The 17,699-nt window shown below is 44.4% G+C and carries 22 protein-coding genes and 1 tRNA gene; 18 read left to right on the top strand and 5 right to left on the bottom strand.

The window, feature by feature from the left end; all coding sequences use genetic code 11:
• Positions 1 to 41: 41 nt before the first annotated feature.
• Positions 42 to 323 (bottom strand): ISAon1 family transposase N-terminal region protein, encoded by a 282-nt coding sequence (locus C5O23_RS04605; RefSeq protein WP_107031768.1) that lies wholly within the window; start codon positions 321 to 323, stop codon positions 42 to 44.
• A 525-nt stretch (positions 324 to 848) separates the two neighbouring features.
• Positions 849 to 1,568, bottom strand: coding sequence for a hypothetical protein (locus C5O23_RS04595; protein WP_133166503.1), 720 nt, complete (start codon positions 1,566 to 1,568; stop codon positions 849 to 851).
• Between the two features lie 414 nt (positions 1,569 to 1,982).
• On the opposite strand from C5O23_RS04595, the gene C5O23_RS04590 reads away from it, so the two are divergent.
• The gene (locus tag C5O23_RS04590) at positions 1,983 to 2,531 is read left to right on the top strand and encodes a T9SS type A sorting domain-containing protein (RefSeq protein ID WP_107031765.1); all 549 of its coding nucleotides are present in this window, start codon (positions 1,983 to 1,985) and stop codon (positions 2,529 to 2,531) included.
• A 131-nt stretch (positions 2,532 to 2,662) separates the two neighbouring features.
• Here the strand turns inward: C5O23_RS04590 and C5O23_RS04585 are convergent, their stop codons facing one another.
• Together C5O23_RS04585 and C5O23_RS04580 are read right to left on the bottom strand one after the other, a co-directional pair.
• A complete protein-coding gene (locus C5O23_RS04585; RefSeq protein WP_107031785.1) occupies positions 2,663 to 3,772 on the bottom strand; it encodes an alcohol dehydrogenase in 1,110 nt (369 codons plus the stop codon).
• Positions 3,773 to 3,951: 179 nt separating this feature from the next.
• Entirely contained in the window at positions 3,952 to 5,457 is a 1,506-nt protein-coding gene (locus C5O23_RS04580; RefSeq protein WP_107031764.1) for a catalase, read from the bottom strand.
• Between the two features lie 210 nt (positions 5,458 to 5,667).
• On the opposite strand from C5O23_RS04580, the gene C5O23_RS04575 reads away from it, so the two are divergent.
• Positions 5,668 to 6,747, top strand: coding sequence for an alpha/beta hydrolase (locus tag C5O23_RS04575; protein ID WP_107031763.1), 1,080 nt, complete (start codon positions 5,668 to 5,670; stop codon positions 6,745 to 6,747).
• Between the two features lie 254 nt (positions 6,748 to 7,001).
• On the opposite strand, the gene C5O23_RS04570 is transcribed toward C5O23_RS04575, so the two are convergent.
• A tRNA-Cys gene (locus C5O23_RS04570) sits at positions 7,002 to 7,072 on the bottom strand.
• Between the two features lie 426 nt (positions 7,073 to 7,498).
• Here C5O23_RS04570 and C5O23_RS04565 point away from each other — a divergent pair.
• The 16 genes from C5O23_RS04565 to C5O23_RS04490 all read left to right on the top strand — a co-directional run bounded on the left by C5O23_RS04565 (position 7,499) and on the right by C5O23_RS04490 (position 17,665).
• Positions 7,499 to 8,122 (top strand): hypothetical protein, encoded by a 624-nt coding sequence (locus tag C5O23_RS04565; protein ID WP_107031762.1) that lies wholly within the window; start codon positions 7,499 to 7,501, stop codon positions 8,120 to 8,122.
• Complete coding sequence (locus tag C5O23_RS04560) at positions 8,119 to 8,400, top strand: winged helix-turn-helix domain-containing protein (protein WP_107031761.1); 282 nt, start codon at positions 8,119 to 8,121, stop codon at positions 8,398 to 8,400. Before C5O23_RS04565 ends, C5O23_RS04560 begins: the two co-directional genes overlap by 4 nt.
• Before the next feature lie 237 nt (positions 8,401 to 8,637).
• Positions 8,638 to 9,771 (top strand): site-specific integrase, encoded by a 1,134-nt coding sequence (locus C5O23_RS04555; protein ID WP_107031784.1) that lies wholly within the window; start codon positions 8,638 to 8,640, stop codon positions 9,769 to 9,771.
• Between the two features lie 295 nt (positions 9,772 to 10,066).
• Complete coding sequence (locus tag C5O23_RS04550) at positions 10,067 to 10,438, top strand: BlaI/MecI/CopY family transcriptional regulator (protein ID WP_107031783.1); 372 nt, start codon at positions 10,067 to 10,069, stop codon at positions 10,436 to 10,438.
• A 12-nt stretch (positions 10,439 to 10,450) separates the two neighbouring features.
• Positions 10,451 to 11,119, top strand: a complete 669-nt coding sequence (locus C5O23_RS04545; protein ID WP_107031760.1) for a phage head-tail adapter protein — start codon at positions 10,451 to 10,453, stop codon at positions 11,117 to 11,119.
• 10 nt (positions 11,120 to 11,129) lie between these two features.
• Positions 11,130 to 11,399: a zinc ribbon domain-containing protein gene (locus tag C5O23_RS04540; protein ID WP_107031782.1), complete on the top strand. Its 270-nt coding sequence runs from the start codon at positions 11,130 to 11,132 to the stop codon at positions 11,397 to 11,399.
• Between the two features lie 2 nt (positions 11,400 to 11,401).
• On the top strand, positions 11,402 to 11,863 hold the full coding sequence (locus C5O23_RS04535) for a VOC family protein (RefSeq protein WP_107031759.1): 462 nt from the start codon (positions 11,402 to 11,404) through the stop codon (positions 11,861 to 11,863).
• Between the two features lie 11 nt (positions 11,864 to 11,874).
• Entirely contained in the window at positions 11,875 to 12,627 is a 753-nt protein-coding gene (locus tag C5O23_RS04530; protein ID WP_107031758.1) for an inositol monophosphatase family protein, read from the top strand.
• A gap of 23 nt (positions 12,628 to 12,650) precedes the next feature.
• Entirely contained in the window at positions 12,651 to 13,196 is a 546-nt protein-coding gene (locus tag C5O23_RS04525) for a GNAT family N-acetyltransferase (protein ID WP_216651860.1), read from the top strand.
• A complete protein-coding gene (gene dmpI, locus C5O23_RS04520; protein ID WP_107031756.1) occupies positions 13,177 to 13,377 on the top strand; it encodes a 4-oxalocrotonate tautomerase DmpI in 201 nt (66 codons plus the stop codon). Before C5O23_RS04525 ends, dmpI begins: the two co-directional genes overlap by 20 nt.
• The gene (locus tag C5O23_RS04515) at positions 13,349 to 13,978 is read left to right on the top strand and encodes a uracil-DNA glycosylase family protein (RefSeq protein ID WP_240597661.1); all 630 of its coding nucleotides are present in this window, start codon (positions 13,349 to 13,351) and stop codon (positions 13,976 to 13,978) included. Before dmpI ends, C5O23_RS04515 begins: the two co-directional genes overlap by 29 nt.
• A gap of 25 nt (positions 13,979 to 14,003) precedes the next feature.
• Positions 14,004 to 14,684 carry a zinc ribbon domain-containing protein gene (locus tag C5O23_RS04510; protein ID WP_107031754.1) on the top strand — a complete coding sequence of 227 codons (681 nt, stop codon included), beginning with the start codon at positions 14,004 to 14,006 and terminating at the stop codon, positions 14,682 to 14,684.
• 67 nt (positions 14,685 to 14,751) lie between these two features.
• Positions 14,752 to 15,552: an AraC family transcriptional regulator gene (locus tag C5O23_RS04505; protein WP_107031753.1), complete on the top strand. Its 801-nt coding sequence runs from the start codon at positions 14,752 to 14,754 to the stop codon at positions 15,550 to 15,552.
• An 81-nt stretch (positions 15,553 to 15,633) separates the two neighbouring features.
• Positions 15,634 to 16,236, top strand: a complete 603-nt coding sequence (locus C5O23_RS04500) for a TetR/AcrR family transcriptional regulator (RefSeq protein ID WP_107031781.1) — start codon at positions 15,634 to 15,636, stop codon at positions 16,234 to 16,236.
• Entirely contained in the window at positions 16,233 to 16,862 is a 630-nt protein-coding gene (locus C5O23_RS04495) for a hypothetical protein (protein ID WP_107031752.1), read from the top strand. Before C5O23_RS04500 ends, C5O23_RS04495 begins: the two co-directional genes overlap by 4 nt.
• Entirely contained in the window at positions 16,859 to 17,665 is an 807-nt protein-coding gene (locus C5O23_RS04490; protein ID WP_107031751.1) for a flavodoxin domain-containing protein, read from the top strand. The genes C5O23_RS04495 and C5O23_RS04490 overlap by 4 nt, the downstream gene beginning before the upstream one ends.
• The last annotated feature ends 34 nt before the right edge of the window (positions 17,666 to 17,699 follow it).

Here is a 17,699-nt window from a genome sequence, read left to right as displayed (position 1 = left end):
AAACGACCTCTAAATATATGGCAAATGCTTATATATGACAATCATTGCTCATTCTTTCCAGCAAACTGTCTCCAGTCAAGCCACTTGCGCTTCCGCACATGCAGGTATGTGGCACGCCCCCTTATGGGATAATCCTGTATGGTTCGGTAATCACCAAAACCGTAGCAGATTATGTTTTTATTGTACTTGTCTTCGCTAAGTTGTTCATTCTTCTCATCAAGCCAAATGTCGAAACGGCTCTCGCTTTTTTCAAAGCGGTCAATGTCGAAGTTGTCTATCAGGACTTCGGGGAGGATGGATCTGAGTAGTTGGTCTGGTTTCATTTTGCCAAGATAACACTATGCTCCGACATCCCCTTCCGCCCACCGGAAAAATCCGCTGACCCGGAATCACTTTCAAACCCGTTAGAAAAATTCTGTAAGGCCGTTTCATCTGGGCGTATCCGCATAGAAAAACAGCCGGCTTCGCTCGGATTGTGAGCGAAGCCGACCTTATAAGAACCACGCCGGAGGAAGATGATGAAACTCCGAATGACAGGATTTGAGTGCTCGCCGACCTTTGTAATCCTCCGGGCAATTACGCCTCCCCGAAAGGGGATGAGGCCCGCCATCGGGCGACTAAGCTTGTCTCGGTATTTCAAGAATAATTGATGAGTTTCCCAATCGTGCTCCGGCGTGGGATTTTTTAGCTCTCTTCAATTTTACAACACAAAGTTATATTATTTCGTTTGATTTTCCAAATGGAATTTTCAGAAATCCGCTAAATTTTTCCATCCATAAAATTTTGCAAGGATATGAATCCGATGGCTCTCAATGACATATAAGTCACCCGCTGATAATGCCGGTCCGTTACCATATTTTATTGTTTTTTTTCAACTCAGAGTAAAGCGGATCACTGTTTCCATGCCGGAGGCGGCTGCCATAAATGATGATATGGCGTGACGGTCTGTGCTGGAGTGCTTGTTTGTCATCAGAATATGTCAGCGCTGTGATATAGGCATCGGTATTCCATCCGTCCGGATTGATCCATGAATTCATGTGCATAATCCGTCCGTCGGCAAGCTGGTTGATATAGACATCTGTAATTTTACCGTGTGACTTGATTCTGACTCCGATCCAACCGTCACCCTTGCGGCGTTCGATCTCTGGCTGGCTCTCCGGATCAAGGATGAGTGCGGTCACCCCTTTCACCCGGTCATGGCGTTTGGGCAGATGGAATGAATAGTATGGCTGATCGCCTTTATTGTCCTCTCCGGGAGCATTGTGGATTTCCCATGTCATATTGGAGGGATAATCATGGATGAAATCTGACGGAGCCAAAGTTTCGGGGTAGAGCTGGCGGAGCACTACATGAGCTTTCCCGTTTCTGATGTCAAGATCAACCCCTTTTTTGACAGTTGTGCCGATAGGATGCCACAGCCACTGATAGGAGCCTTCTTCATGGCTTGCAAGATCGTCAATGACAAGTATGATATCGTCAATCCACAAAAAACTTCGCAGATAGCGGTTAAAACGGTCGGAATTTGGCCCTGTAGTTTCTGACGACAATATCATTACTCCGTATTTCATAACCAGCCAGAATTCAAATGCCGGCCGATATGCTACCAATAATCAGGCTACTGATACCGAGGCTTATTATTGGCGCTATCTCCCAAGTCTCGCCAATGAGAATGTAAGAAGGTGTTTCATAACAAGAGTTAAAATCTGAGTGGTGTATCTTTTAGATAAATTGTTGGAAGGGAGGAAGAAGCATAGCGAGCTATGCGACTGACGAGCTTCAACAATTTAGCAAAAGAGACACCAAGGCTCAGGTAACTCAAAATTTTTCACAAATGGAATACTATATTTACAAAAAGACAATACAATCGCCTCCGAAAGCTTTGAGCGTCTATGGCTCTTCATCTCAGTCACATAGCTCGCTATGCTCCTTCAATTCAGAGCCATATCCATCTCAAATCTTTCGCTCGAATTTTAACTATTGCTATGAAACACCCTCTAAGCCCTACAGCCACTCCTGACTGGAGTGAAGAATTTGAACTCCCATCCTCGTTTGCAAACAACAAATCGTTCAAGTATGACGATCAGGATGCGTGGGGCTTCTCTTATCTTGGCATCAGACTCAACCACTCTGCAGATAATGCCGGCGCGGCTCAGGGTGTCCTTGGCAATGATGCGACTGCCACATTCAATTATATAGGTGTTACATCCATCTCAAAACACGGTTATGATTCTGCCGGGGAGTTTACGGCTGCTACAAGCGCTGCAATCGGGAAAAAAGTAAAGGCATATATAGAAAGCGAACTTGAAGACACAACTACAGGTATAGAATCAATTGTCTCTGACAACGGAGTCAGAATCCACACTTCCGACCGGATGATTTCTGCTGACGGCGTGAGCCGGATCGAGGTCTACAATATGGCCGGGATGAAAGTTGCCGATGCTGCTGATTGTGTTCGCGTAGCTCCGGGGCTTTATATAGTAAAGGCATATGGTGAGACGCAGACTGTAGTCCGCAAAGTTGCGATCAGATAATTAGCCGGCTTGTTAAATAATAATTAAGGTAAATAAGATTGCAGGCAATATTTCGTTCGTCGGTGCATGGCAGATTTCAAATGCCGCGCACCGCAATTTTTTTAGGAAGCTGCGCTGATAGATGTGATAGCTTAGTCTCCGCAACTGTCAAGACCGAGTTGCTCAAGTTCGTCAATGTCATCAGGCTCGACCGTACATCCGTCGGAGTCAGGATAAACGGCTATTTTGATGACGTTTTCGCGGCGTTGTTCGAATAACGAATAGGCCTCGCGTATTCTGCTCAGCGGATAGCGGTGAGTGATGAGTGGTGTAGTGTCGATTTTACCTTCGGCGATCAGACGGAGAATTTTGTCGCATTTACAGCCGTCTACGCCTCCGGTCTTGAACGTGAGATTTTTGCCATACATATCGGGGAGAGGCAATATCTGAGGCTTGTCATATAGAGCCACTATGGTCACAATGGCGTTGGGGCGCGCTGCCCTCCAGGCCATTTCAAAAGATGTATCCGTTCCGGCCACTTCGATCACCCGGTCTGCTCCTCTTGATTCGGTCAGCCTGCTGACATCCTCAAGACATCGGGCCGGATCAGTGACAAACACCTCCGGATGATGTTTCCTGACAAAATCACGACGCGCGTCATCTGTCTCGCATACAATTATATGGCGTGGGTTATAGAGGCTGACGCATTGCAGGGTGCAGAGGCCTGTCGGGCCGGCCCCGATGATCAGCACTGTGTCGCATTCTGAAATTTCTGTAATCTCGGCCGCCCAGTAACCCGTAGCAAGTATGTCACCGGTGAAGAGAGCCTGCTCGTCGGAAACGCCTGCGGGTATTGGTGTGAGACAATTGTCGGCAAACGGGACTCTGACATATTCAGTCTGTCCGCCATCGATCCTGCATCCCAGAGCCCAGCCTCCATTTGGATCCTCGCAGTTGTTGACCCAGCCTCTACGGCAGAAGAAACACTCCCCGCAGAAGGTCTCTACATTGACCGCAACCCGGTCGCCCGGTCTGACAGAACTTACTTCCGGTCCTACCGACTCCACTATGCCTACCATCTCATGGCCTACGGTTATGCCGGGCTTTGCCTGGGGTACGGATCCATGCAGGATATGCAGATCCGATGAACAGATGCTTGACAGTGTCACTTTCACTATCGCATCTTTCGGATCAGTGATCTGAGGCATCTGTTTCTCGGTAAGTTCGAATCTCCCTTTTGAAATATATGTGAGCGCTTTCATTTTTTCGGTTTTGGATGAATTGTTTTCTTCTGTTTCCGGACTGCCGGCTGACAGATGTGACAGTAACCGCAAAGTTAAAAATAAAAATTGAAACCGGGCCATGAATCATCGGCAAGGCCTCTGTCTCATGCCCCGGATTCAGAATTTATGGATGTATGCGGATTAGAGTAGAATCTCTCCTATTTATTGGTCTTCCGCTTGTCCCACAACGGATGGGCAGGATCTTCGGCTGTGAGTGCCTCGGCTAGGTCTATGCCGAGTGCTTCGGCAAGCATCCTGCCATATTCAGGATCGGCATTATGACACGCGCGTGTGTGGCGCTGCTTTATGAATAGCGGCACTCCTTCCATCTGCGCCGCGGTGTTCTGGCAGGTGGCAAGCTTGTCGGTGTCTGACATCAGCCGCCATAGTTTGCCGGGCTGAGTGTAATAGTCATCGTCATATTCCCGTTCGTCATAATCATAGGCTTCCCCCTGGAGTTCCAGCGGCGGTTCTTTAATTACCGGATTGTCATGCCATTCCCCGAAGCTGTTGGGTTCGTATGCGATAGTCGATCCATAGTTGCCGTCGGTGCGCATCTGTCCATCGCGATGATAGGCGTGCACCGGACACTTCGGCTGATTGACCGGAATGAGATTGTTGTTGACTCCGAGGCGGTAGCGTTGAGCATCGCCATATGAGAAAAGGCGTCCCTGAAGCATTTTGTCAGGCGAAAAACCTATGCCATCAACTATATTGGCGGGATTGAAGGCCGCCTGCTCGATCTCGGCGAAAAAGTTTTCAGGGTTGCGGTTCAGTTCGAGAATTCCAACGTCGTGCAGTGGGAAGTCTTTGTGATACCACACTTTGGTCAGATCAAACGGGTTGATGTGGTACTTTTTTGCCTCCTCTTCCGTCATCAGTTGTATCTGGAGTTTCCAGCGTGGGAATTCGCCGCGCTCAATGGCCTCGAACAGATCTCTCTGATTCGACTCGCGGTCTTTGGCAATGATGGCCTCGGCCTCCTGGTCGGTCAGATTTTTTATGCCCTGAAGGGTGCGGAAGTGGAATTTTACCCATATGCGCTTGTTGTCCTTGTTGATGAAACTATAGGTGTGGCTCCCGAATCCGTGCATGTGGCGGAATGAAGCCGGAATGCCGCGTGGCGACATTGTTATTGTGACCTGATGAAGGGCTTCCGGCAGGAGAGTCCAGAAGTCCCAGTTAGCCGTCGGATTGCGCATCCCGTTACGCGGGTCACGCTTGATGGCATGGTTCAGGTCAGGAAACTTCAGAGGATCGCGCAGGAAAAACACCGGAGTGTTGTTGCCGACAAGATCCCAGTTGCCTTCATCGGTGTAGAATTTCATGGCGAATCCACGGATATCGCGCTCCGCATCAGCGGCTCCGCGTTCTCCGGCTACAGTGGAAAATCTTACAAGGCAAGGTGTCTGTTTGCCTATTTCTGAAAAAATAGACGCGCGGGTGAATTCTGTAATGTCGTTGGTGACGGTGAAAGTGCCGAAGGCGCCTGAACCTTTGGCATGCATACGCCTTTCCGGTATGACTTCTCGGTCAAAATGGGCTATTTTTTCAAGATACCAGGGATTTTGAGCTGTGACGGGGCCTCGCAGACCTGCGGTCTGGACATTCTGGTTGTCGGCGATCGGGCGCCCGTTTTCAGCGGTGAGTCTTTTCTTGTCCATACAATCACAATGAGGGGTTAAAGGTCAGTAAAAGGGGTTCTTAAACATTTGCTTAAACGATCGGGCGTCCCAAATGGTTTGCTGGCTCAGGACATAAAGAAATGGAAAAATCGTGAAAAGTGGTAATTATTACCGCATTTCGGGGTTTTGCAAAGACTTCTTACCATACTAATTTTGCACTTGACAAACAGATTGTTAAACCAACAGCACATGAAGAAAATGAAAAAAACAGCTTATCTCATCTTATTCAGTGTACTGACAGCAAATTCTCAGGTAATGGAAAATCCGAACACAGACATGTCAGTTGCTCCGGTGGAGCAACTGGCGCTCACACAAGAGTGGGACAAGGTATTCCCGAAAAGCGATAAAGTAGATCACCGGAAGGTTACATTCGTCAACCGCTATGGCATCACGCTTGCAGCTGACATGTACACTCCGAAAGATGCTGCCGGAAAGCTTCCTGCAATAGCCGTTAGCGGCCCGTTTGGAGCTGTCAAGGAACAGTCGAGCGGACTATATGCCCAGCAGCTTGCAGGACGCGGATTCATCACAATTGCCTTTGACCCTGCATTTACAGGCGAAAGCGGCGGTAGCCCGCGGCGTGTGGCTTCGCCTGACATAAATACCGAAGATTTCTCAGCGGCGGTTGACTTCCTGTCGGTGCAGCCGGATGTCGATTCTTCACGGATCGGAGTTCTCGGCATCTGCGGATGGGGCGGTATAGCCATCCAGACGGCCATCAACGATCCGCGTATCAAGGCCACGGTCGCATCGACAATGTATGACATGACTCGCGTTGCAGCCAACGGATATTTCGATACCGACAATTCGGCTGAGAAACGTAACGCCGCCCGCGCATCACTTGCGGCACAGCGCACAGAGGACTATCGCAACGGTTCCTATAAGCGTGCCGGTGGGGTGGTGGACCCTCTGCCCGCAGATGTTCCGCAGTTTGTGAAAGACTATCATGCATATTACAAGACACCGCGTGGCTATCATCCGCGTTCCGGAAATTCAACCGATGGATGGAATGTGACATCCATACTGCCGCTGATGAACTTCAGATTTTTTGAATATGCCGGCGAACTGGAGAATGCCGTGATGATTCTGCATGGAGAGAAAGCTCATTCGCGCTATTTCGGAGAAGATACATTCAAACTGCTCTGCGGCGATAACAAGGAGTTGCTTATAGTGGATGGAGCCAGTCATTGTGACCTCTATGACAATCTTGATAAGATTCCGATGGATCGCATAGCGCAATTCTTCAGCAAGCGGATGCCTGCTGAATAACGTGTGTGAATATGGCGTTCTTCTAAAATCAGGAAACGCCCCTCATAATCGAGTAGGAGGTAAACACTGATCATAGGGTGTTTATCTTCTATTTTTTCCTGACTGCTACCCTTGATCTTTTTTTACCATGCGCCAAGATAACACTATACTCTTGACATCTCCCTTCCGCCCACCGGAAAAATCCGCTGACCCGAAATCCCAGACTCATAATATGGACTATAAATGAAAAACCCGACTTGAAGTCGGGTTTTGAGAGGTTCCTAGCAGATTCGAACTGCTGTAAACGGTTTTGCAGACCGGCGCCTAACCACTCGGCCAAGGAACCATTGTGTGGTGGATTACGGGTGCAAAGGTAGTACTTTATTCCGATCCCTCCAAATTTTTCAGAAGGTTTTTTAATGGATACGTTAAATTTTAGTCACATTTTAATATTGATCGAACCTTGGCCTGATAGCGTTTGATGGTGAAACAAGGTGTATATTGGTTGTGTGTGAATGGTGAAGAGTTTGGCAACCGGAATGTTTTCGAATGGATTTGGCAGGGAGGTGTCTATTGATGGCGGATCATCATCATTTTGTCCTGCACTTGCTCCGCCGTCTCAGATTAAAAAAAATGTATTTAAAATTTGGTTTATATTATAAACCTTATTAACTTTACATCCGAATAGAGAGCGGAATCGCGCGACCGCTCTTTTTTCAAAAGAAAATGGTTTATAAAATAAACCTAAAGTTAACCCTCAAAAACCTGTAAAATGGAAGATAAAAAACTAACTGAAAAAGAGAGCCTCGAAGTGATTACTTCGATGATAGCTCGCACCAAAGCCCGCTACCTCGGCAGCGGTAACATCCTGCTTATGTGGGGATACCTTGCGGTATTTACTTCAATATCGGTATGGATACTGCTCGCAGCCACACAGCAAAATGTATGGAACTGGCTGTGGTTTGCCATTCCCGTAATCGGTATGCCGTTAACTTCTATAATGGCGCGTCGTGAAAAACGAACTGATGGTGCAGTGACTTATTCCGACAAAATCACCTCTCATCTATGGTCGATATTCGGGGTGTCCGAAATCGTCTTAACCTTTATTTGCCTCGGATTCTCACTCATTGGCGGTATCAAATGCTGGACTGCAATGACTGTCTATACACTTATTGCCGCTCCCTTTGCTGAGATTGCACAAGGCCTTATCGTTAAAGAGAAATCCCTTACATGGGGCGGAATTGTCGGCTTGGCTATCGGAATGGTTTTGGTATGTTGTGTGACCGGTAAGATTCCTCTTTTAGCCAACTGGTTCATGCCCCTCTTCATTCTCTTTTGGGTTGTGATGATGATTGTTCCCGGTCATATAATTAATCATAAAGCGAAAAAGGGATGAAAGAGCTGAATCCGCTTCTACATTCGCAACTCCGGCTTGCCATAATGTCCATTCTGATGAATGTAGAGGAAGCTGATTTCGTTTATCTAAAAGAGAAAACCGAATCCACTGCCGGAAACCTCAGTGTGCAGCTCGACAAACTTTTATCGGCAGGCTATATCTCTGTAGAGAAAGGCATGGCCGGCAAACGGCCACGTACCATCTGCTCAGTCACACCCGCCGGGCGAAACGCCTTTGAGGAATATGTCGATGCGCTGAAGTCTTACCTTAATTTGTAGACAGACGGAATTTACCAGATTTATAGAATACATATCTAAAATGAAAACAACAACCAAACAAATGAAAATAAATGTGCTGTTTTATAGCTATTTATAAGTGTGCATTTCTTTTCAGTTGCTTTCATTGTTTTCGGTTGTTTGGCTCTTATTCGGTACATTTTTGTTTCTTATTTGTTCCTTGTTTTGGATTATTATTTCTACCTTTGCAACAGAAATAACGAAAAAAAGGAATTGCTTATGCCACGAGTAAAGAAACCGACGAAGGTCAAAGAACCAATCCGTCTTCGGATGAAACCGCTGAGTGACGGAAGTAAGAGTCTGTATCTGGATATATACCGCGACGGAAAGCGAACATACGAGTACCTCAAAATGTATATCATCCCGGAAACTGATAATAATGCCCGGAAACGAAATCAGGTTACGATGGACGCAGCCAATGCCATCAAGTCGAAACGCATCATTGAATTGACGAATGGGGAAGCTGGCATCGAGAACAGGGAAAAGGTGTTCTTGCTCGATTGGATGAATACGTATAAAGAGAATCAGGCAAAACGTGGGAAGAAAGACGGAAACCAAATCTCAGTTACTATTCGCATCTTGAAAGATTATGCAGGAGAGCGGATGACAATGGATCGGATAGACAAGGCATTCTGTCAGGATTACCTCGATTATCTGATGACGGAATATCGTCCCAAAGGGAAGCGTGTATCGAACTTTACACTCCACACCTACTACCGCATCCTGAACGGAGCTTTGAATGCAGCCGTTCGTGCGGAGATTATCAAGGTCAATCCGTTTACCAAAATCAATAATTCGGATAAGATTCGCCTGCCGGAGAGTAAACGGTCATATATGACTATCGAGGAAGTGCGGGCATTGATTACCACTCCGATGAATAATGAGGCTGTAAAGTCCGCTTATTTGTTCTCCTGCTTCTGCGGATTGCGTGTGAGCGATATTGTCGGATTGAAGTGGAAAGACGTCTTCGTCGATAGAGGACAATATCGGTTGGCAGTGTCCATGCAGAAGACCAAAGAACCGATTTATCTACCGCTTTCTCCCGAAGCCTTGAAGTGGATGCCGGAACGAGGAGAAAAGACAGCAGACGACCATGTGTTCGATTTACCAAGCCCGTCAATGATGAACCTGCTTATCAAACCTTGGGCAAAAGCTGCGGGAATCGACAAGCGATTTACATTTCACACCGCCCGGCACACTTTTGCCACGATGATGCTGACCCTTGGAGCAGACCTCTATACAACCTCGAAATTGCTCGGCCATGCCGATGTGAAGATGACGCAGGTATACGCCAAAATCATCAATCAGAAGAAGGATGATGCGGTCAATCTGGTAAACGGATTGTTTGATTGACCCATGCAAATCGAAGTATAAAGTAGGATTGTTTTTACATCTACATATAATCGGATTGCAAATAGAATTAGGTTTACTTTAATCCGGGTGCCTATAAGGGAAAAACCAAAGTAAACTTGTCGTTGGAGGCATTTATTGCAAGAAATGCTAAACAGGGAAATTTAGCCCAACTGATAAATATCCACCAACGGCTTGAAATACGAGGTTGGAATAATATGTTATATAATTATTCTCAAAGTGCTTGGTTGACTAATTTATTTAGACTAACTTTGCATATACTAAATTTCATTTGATGATGGAACAACTTACTAAGCGTGAAGAAGAGGTGATGAACAAGTTTTGGGAGAAGGGCGAAGCTACCGTTAAGGAGATTATAGCCACTTATCCCGAACCTCGTCCAAGCCGGACAGCCATATCTACATTTGTGAAGTTTCTTGTCGAGAAAGGCTTTTTAGGGCATAAGCCGGCAGGGAACAACGGTTTCATATACTACCCACTCATAGAACGGGATGAGTATTGTGGCAACAACCTGAAGAATGTCGTACAGAGATATTTTAATAACTCTATTCGTGGTGTGATAAGCACTCTTGTAAGAGATAGGAAAATGTCGGATGATGAAGTTCGGGAGTTGATAAATCAGGTAATTGAAGGAAATCGCCAACAATAAGATTGAAAAGGTATGGGTAATAATTTATTAGAGCAATGCCATAAGATTAAGGAAGAAATTTCCAATGAAACCACATTTCATTTGGGAATTGAAAACTTATTGTCTTTGCGTACCCAGTTATTCGATATCTTAGTGCAGTTCAAAGTGGAATTATGCCGTGCTGATTTCAATGCTATCCCATTCATTGAAGAGGACGGTTTTCACAGCAAGACAATTGCCTATTCCATCTGGCATATATTCCGTATCGAGGATATTGTTATCCATACTTTAATCAACAAGGACGATCAGATATTCTTTTCAGGGGATTATAAAAGATCAATTGGCTCTCCAATTATCACGACTGGTAACGAGCTTGAAAAACAGGAAATATCAGATTTCTCTAAAACATTGAATTTAGATGCGCTATATGAATATGCTGAATCTGTAAAAGACAATACCAACCTATTGTTGAAAAAGCTTTCTTTTTGCGATTTGGAACGCAGAATGACTGATGAAGATAGGGAAAACCTCAAATCACTTCATGTTGTGAGCGACTCTGAAAATGCCCGGTGGTTGATAGATTACTGGTGTGGTGAAAATATCCGAGGTCTTATAATGATGCCGTTCTCCGAACATTGGTTGGCTCATATTTATGCGAGTTGGAAAATTAAATGCGCATTAAAAGGAATATCAAACAACTAAATATATGAATATGGAACAAAAATTTTGTCAAAGTTGCGGTATGCCATTAACTGACAACGATAAGGGAATAAATGCCGATGGCAGCCGCAATGATGATTACTGCAACTATTGTTACATGAATGGCCGGTTCACGCAGGACTTTACAATGGAGCAGATGATTGAGCATTGCGCCCGGTTCACTGATGATATAAACAAGTGGTCCGGAGAAAATATGACCGTGGAACAGGCTAAAGAGATGATGCGTCAATTCTATCCCAACCTCAAACGCTGGAAAAAATAAATATGAGATATTGTTGTACGGTTTTATCCGTGTCAGATATAAGCAAAGCCCGAAGTTTCTACGAAAGCATATTCGGGTTGGAAGTCTGTCAGGATTATGGACGAAATATCCTGTTCTCCTGCGGTCTGGCTTTACAGCAGGATTTCGATTGGCTTATTGGCGTACCAAAAGAAAAAGTCCATAAAAAGTCAAACAATGTTGAAATAGCCTTTGAGGAATATGATTTTGACGGCTTTTTGCAAAAGCTGAAAGGCAATCCGTCAATCGCATTCTTAGACGAAGTCGTTGAGCATGATTGGGGACAACGAGTAATCCGCTTTTACGATTTGGATGGACATCTCATAGAAGTCGGTGAGGAAATGAAAATGGTCATAGAGAGATTCATTTCTAATGGAATGACTTTGGAAGAAGTTTCCAAGAGAATGGATGTTTCTATCGATGACTTGCAAAAACTATTGAATTAAACCCTATAAAGATGGATATACAACGTATAATCAGCTTGGTTAAAGAGACTAAGGGAATAATCACAAACAGGGAAATGGCAGCCCATGTGAAAGAAAAAGGAGTAGCCGATTACGTTACTCAAGTGGATGTCGCCGTTCAGGATTTCTTGAAGAAGGCATTATATACACTTGCACCGGACATACAGTTTCTCGGAGAGGAAACCGGCTTACAGCGTATGGATACAGACAGCTACTGGATTCTTGACCCTGTTGATGGCACTACCAACCTCATGCACGACTATCAGCATAGTGTGGTGTCGTTAGCTCTTTGTAGTCAGAAAGAGATAGTAATGGGCATTGTCTATGATCCATTTCACGATGAACTTTTTTCTGCTGTCAAGGGAGAAGGAAGTTTCTTGAACGGCAAGCCCATACACGTTTCCTCTGCCACAAAACTATCGGAAACCATTATAGGCATCGGTACAGCGAAAAGAGAGTTGGCGATAGAAAACTTTGCCCGATTTCTGAAAGTTTACGAAAATTCCCAAGATGTCCGAAGACTTGGCTCTGCCGCTTTGGAGTTGGCATATACAGCCTGCGGCAGACAAGGCGGATATTTCGAGATATATTTGAATCCGTGGGATTATGCGGCAGGAATGCTTTTGATACAAGAGGCCGGAGGAAAAGTGACTGATTGGAACGGGAATGCGCTTGACCCGGCTCAGGGAAATTCTGTTATTGGAAGCAATGGACAAGTACATAAAGAATTATTCAATCTTTTATAAGGGAAATATAATCAAATTTAATTATGGTTGAAACAGAAAGATTGATACTGAGACCTTGGAGCGAAAGCGAAGCAGAAGAACTGTTCAAATATGCGAGTGACCCAGACATCGGACCGATTGCAGGTTGGAATCCTCATTCATCGGTTGATGAAAGCCTTGAGATTATAAGAACGGTGTTCACTGCTCCGGAAACTTACGCTGTGGTTTTGAAATCAACAGGTAAGCCTGTCGGCAGTTGTGGCATTATGTTTTCCAACGGATTGCATAGTGCGGAAATGGGTATGGAAGAGGGAGAAATAGGTTATTGGATTGGCAAACCTTTCTGGGGGCAAGGTCTCATCCCGGAAGCAGTCATGGCATTGCTTCACAGAAGTTTTGATGAGCTGAAACTTAATGCCGTTTGGTGCGGATATTATGAAGGGAATGACAAATCGAGGCGTGTATGTGAAAAATGCGGATTCATTTATCATCACACAAATCAAGATATTACGTCTCCGCTTGGAGATATACGAACTGAGCATTTCTATAAATTAACGAAAGAAAATTACAATGCCATACATATCCATTGAAAGCGGTAGATTGACCGCAGAGCAAAAGAAAGAGTTGATTGAACGGCTCACAGCAACAGCTTCCGAAATAACACATATTCCTGCTCAGTTCTTCACTGTCACAATCAAGGAGTTGTCTGATGAGAATTTCGGCATTGGCGGCAAATCAATCAATGAAATCAAGCAGAACTATAAAGGTTAGGATTATGAATATTCAAAAAGAACTGGAACACTTCTCTACGGGTAAAACTGATTTACGTTTTAATAACGTGGAGGTTATCCCCGAAGCGATACGTGCAATTATGATAAATGAGGTTGTCCCGTCACATTCGGAAGATGACTTCTATGGGAAGCAAGACGCTGCGTATATGTCAACGACAATACAGTTGTTCCGAAAAGCAGGGATAGAGGTAGATTCTGTGCAGGATATTCTCAACAAGGGGATTTATATTACCAATGCTGTTAAAATACCCAAAACCGAATATGCCGTTTCAAAGGAAAGTATAGAGGAGAGTCTGCCATATCTGGAAAGAGAGCTTGCATTGTTTCCCAACGTCAAGGTTATAATGCTGATGGGGGATGTGGCAAAGAAAGCCTTTAACTTGATTAGCAAGAAGGCGACCAAGAAGAACGCTGTTCCAAGCATTTCCACATACAAATTACGCAATACCGAGATTTCATATAACAGTATTCGCATCCTCCCCTCCTATATAATGACGGGGCAAAACATACTCATAGAGAAAACTAAGTTTGAAATGGCTTCTGAAGATATTTCCTTAATGTACCAGTTGATAATGAAGTAGTAAAAATGTTTTAATAAATTGATATATGGAACAAAAAATTTGTCAGAGTTGCGGGATGCCTCTTAATCCTGCTAACCCCGGAACTAATGCTGACTGCAACATAAGTGAGGATTATTGTGGCTATTGTTACAAGGATGGAGTATTTCTCCAAGACTTCAATATGAGCCAGATGATTGAATTTTGTGTGCAGTTTACTGACCAGATAAACAAAGAAACAGGTTGGGATCTCACTCCGGAACAGGCAAAGGCACAAATGCGTAAGATTTTCCCAACGCTTAAACGCTGGAAAGAAAAAGACAAAAGAAGCCTTGTAGAAAAAGCTGTCAACTTACTTGCGCAATGCAATGAGGTCACACTTGCCACTATAAATGAGGATGGTTTTCCACGCCCTGTACCAATTAAGAAAATTAAAACCAACGGGTGTAACGAGATTTGGATGGCAACTGATGCCGCATCCGTGAAAATAAATGACCTCAAGACTAATTCCAAAGCAGGAGTAAGCTATTATTTTTATGGTGATAGTGTCGCTCTGCGTGGCATAGCGGAAATTGTCAGCGATGATAAAATCCGAAAAGAGATGTGGCAGGAGTGGCTGATAAATCATTTCCCCGGAGGTGCTACCGATCCGAACTATACTCTAATCAAGTTTGTAGGCGAGGACGCAACCATATATATTGATGGCGATTTTGCGCACGAGAAAATATAAATATTCCGTAGGCTTTAATGTCCATTTTTTACTATCGGAATAAATAGCCCTGTTATAATTTTGCAGGATGCAAACATTCAAGATCATACATCCCTCTCCTGCGCTGAAACCGTTTGTGCGGTATTATTGGGTATTGCAGGATAGTTCACCCGGCATGGTGTCGCAGCGCACTTTGCCGACGGGGTGTATGTCGCTTGTATTTCATTGTGGTGAAAGACTGAAAGTTGTAAGTCAGAATGACTTACAGCCACGCTGTTTTATAAGCGGACAAGAAACCAGCTTTACAGATGTCATTTCCACGGGAAACATCGAAATGATAGTGACTGTGTTTCAACCACACACGGCAAAGATGTTTTTTCATATCCCCGTCAGTCTGTTTTGCAATAGGAACATTTCCATATATGATATGGAGGACATTGAGTTGCAGGATTTGGCAGGGAAAATGGGTGATGCCGACAATCTTGAAAAAGCCGTTACTTTAATTGAAAATTTCCTATTAAACCGCGCACTACTGGGGAATAGCTACAATATACCGAGGCTTTCCAACGTGGTGCGTCACATAAGCAATTCTGTCCAGACAAACATCAAGGGACTTGCTGACATAGCGTGCCTGAGTGAAAAGCAATTTTGCCGTGTCTTTTCAGAACATATCGGGACTACCCCAAAGGATTTCCTGCGCATCATCAGATTGCAACGCACCTTATCCATATTACAGCATAATCCGAAAATCGGTTTTGCCCAGCTATCATACGAATGTGGTTATACGGACCAATCACACATGATAAAGGAATTTAGGCTATTCACCGGTTACACCCCAAAGGAGTACATATCCCGTTGCGCTCCTGTTTCCGACTATTTTACGTTCTGAAAATTACACTGATATAGATTTCGATTTGGTTGTCACCGATTATTTTTATAATTTTGTCACCATTTAGTGACATTAACCAAAATAAAATTGAAAGAAACAGAGAAAAGGCTGCTTGATGCAGTGAGCCATATCATAGAGAATGACGGATTTACCAAAATCGGGGTAAACCGCATCGCCAGTCAAGCCGGATGCGATAAAGTTTTGATTTATCGCTATTTTGGCGGATTGGATGGTCTGCTCGTCGAATGGGCAAAACGGCACGACTATTATTCATTTGCCTATTCGGAGTTTATAGATTCCATCAAACAGTCCGAAAAGTGGGATATAAGGCAGATTGTCAAAGACGTGCTTTTCCGGCAACTTCATTATCTGAAAGAGAATGTTCTCATGCAGCAACTTCTGGTATGGGAATTATCCGGTCATTCATCGTTCAAGGGAATCCTCGAAGAAAGGGAACGCATCGGCTATAAATTGCAGGAAGAATTAAACAAAAGTCTGGATATAGGTAACGACAACGATATGTCCGTTGCCATAATCATATCCGCAATCAATTACATTGTACTTTTCACAAGACAGTACCCCAAACTGAACGGCATAGATTTCAGCCGGCCGGAAGCGTGGAGCAGAATGGAAGCAATGATTTCCAAGTATGTTGATTTCATCTTTGACGACAGCAAGCTATGAAGCATATAATCGTAATAGCACTGACGCTGTTTCTTGCAGTCTTTGTTATGGCGCAGGAAAGGAATTACATTTCTACTTGCGGCAAGACAAAAACGTCTGTCAAATGGTCGGAGGAACACAAAGACGGGAAGATATATCTGAATACAGTTCAAGGCAACGAAAGGCATGAGTATATTTTGGACAATGCGTATAAGACCGAAAGTTGGAAAATAATCAACCCTGTTTCAAATACTAACTTAACTGTCAGCTTAAAAAACGGCAAATATTCTATATCGGGTAAGTTCAACGGCAAACCAATCTCTAAGACAGTTAAAAGCAACGGCAAACCGTGGTATCAAAATATCGCATACAATGCGGGGCTGACCTTAAAAAATGGTAATTCGTTGGAATACGAGTGTTTTCGCCCTGACAACATCAAGCTCTACACCATGTCGGCTACCAAGAAGGGTGTTGAGAAATTAGACGGTAGGAACACCGTCAAAATCGAAGTCTGTCTAACCGGTTTCATGTCAGTTTTCTGGAGCTGTGACTATTATTTTGATACTACTACCTTGATGTTTGTTGGCTACAAGGGTGTGAATGGTGGTCCCGGAACCCCCGAAACAAAAATATCCATTTCAAGATGAGAACGATAATATTATATCGCTCGTCATACAAAGGCAATACGCTGAAGATTGCACAAAGTATGGCTGACGCACTGTCCGCCGAACTGGTATCAGTGGACAACACTCCGACAATAGACCTGTCGGGATACGATTTGATTGGCTTCGGCTCCGCAATAAACTTTGCAGCTCACGATATCCGGCTTCAAAGATTTGTTTCGCAGCAAAATCTTGATAGGAAAAATGTTTTCATATTTTCCACCCGCTGCCGTCCATTCTTGGGGGCATATCATAAACCCCTGAAGAAAATCATCGAAAGAAAAGGCGGAATTATAGCCGGTGAGTTTTCTTGCCGTGGTTTTGACCGTACAGGCCCTTGGGTGCTGATGAATGGATACAATAAAGCCAGACCGAATGAGCTGGATATGTTCAAGGCACGGCTGTTTGCAAAAGGACTCCACTGGAAACTGCACCCATTGGCTTCCGTTCACAGAAATCCGGTTATCGGGTATTCGGACGGCATCCCGATACGCCATAATGTGGCCGATTTGGTTTTCGGTGACAAGGTAGTGTTTCTCAATGCCTCCTCATGCGTGAATTGTGGAAAATGTGTCAAAGTATGCCCGATGCACATCTTCACAAAAACGGATAAAGTATTGCCAACGGATGAACTAAACTGTATCCAATGCCGGTTATGCGCTGACAAATGTCCGACTTCATCAATATACATCAACGAGTCTTTCCTGAACGGATTACGGATTGCATTCAGAGAATCTTTTAGTGACAAGTTGCAGAAAAGTTATAATTCAGACGATAAAGGGCATTAAAATGTACCCAAGGAATAGAATGTCCGGTTTTTAC

The sequence above is a fragment of the Duncaniella muris genome (assembly GCF_003024805.1).
GTDB lineage: Bacteria > Bacteroidota > Bacteroidia > Bacteroidales > Muribaculaceae > Duncaniella > Duncaniella muris.
Note: the sequence above shows the minus strand (reverse complement) of the source record. Positions and strands in the feature narration are given on the sequence as shown.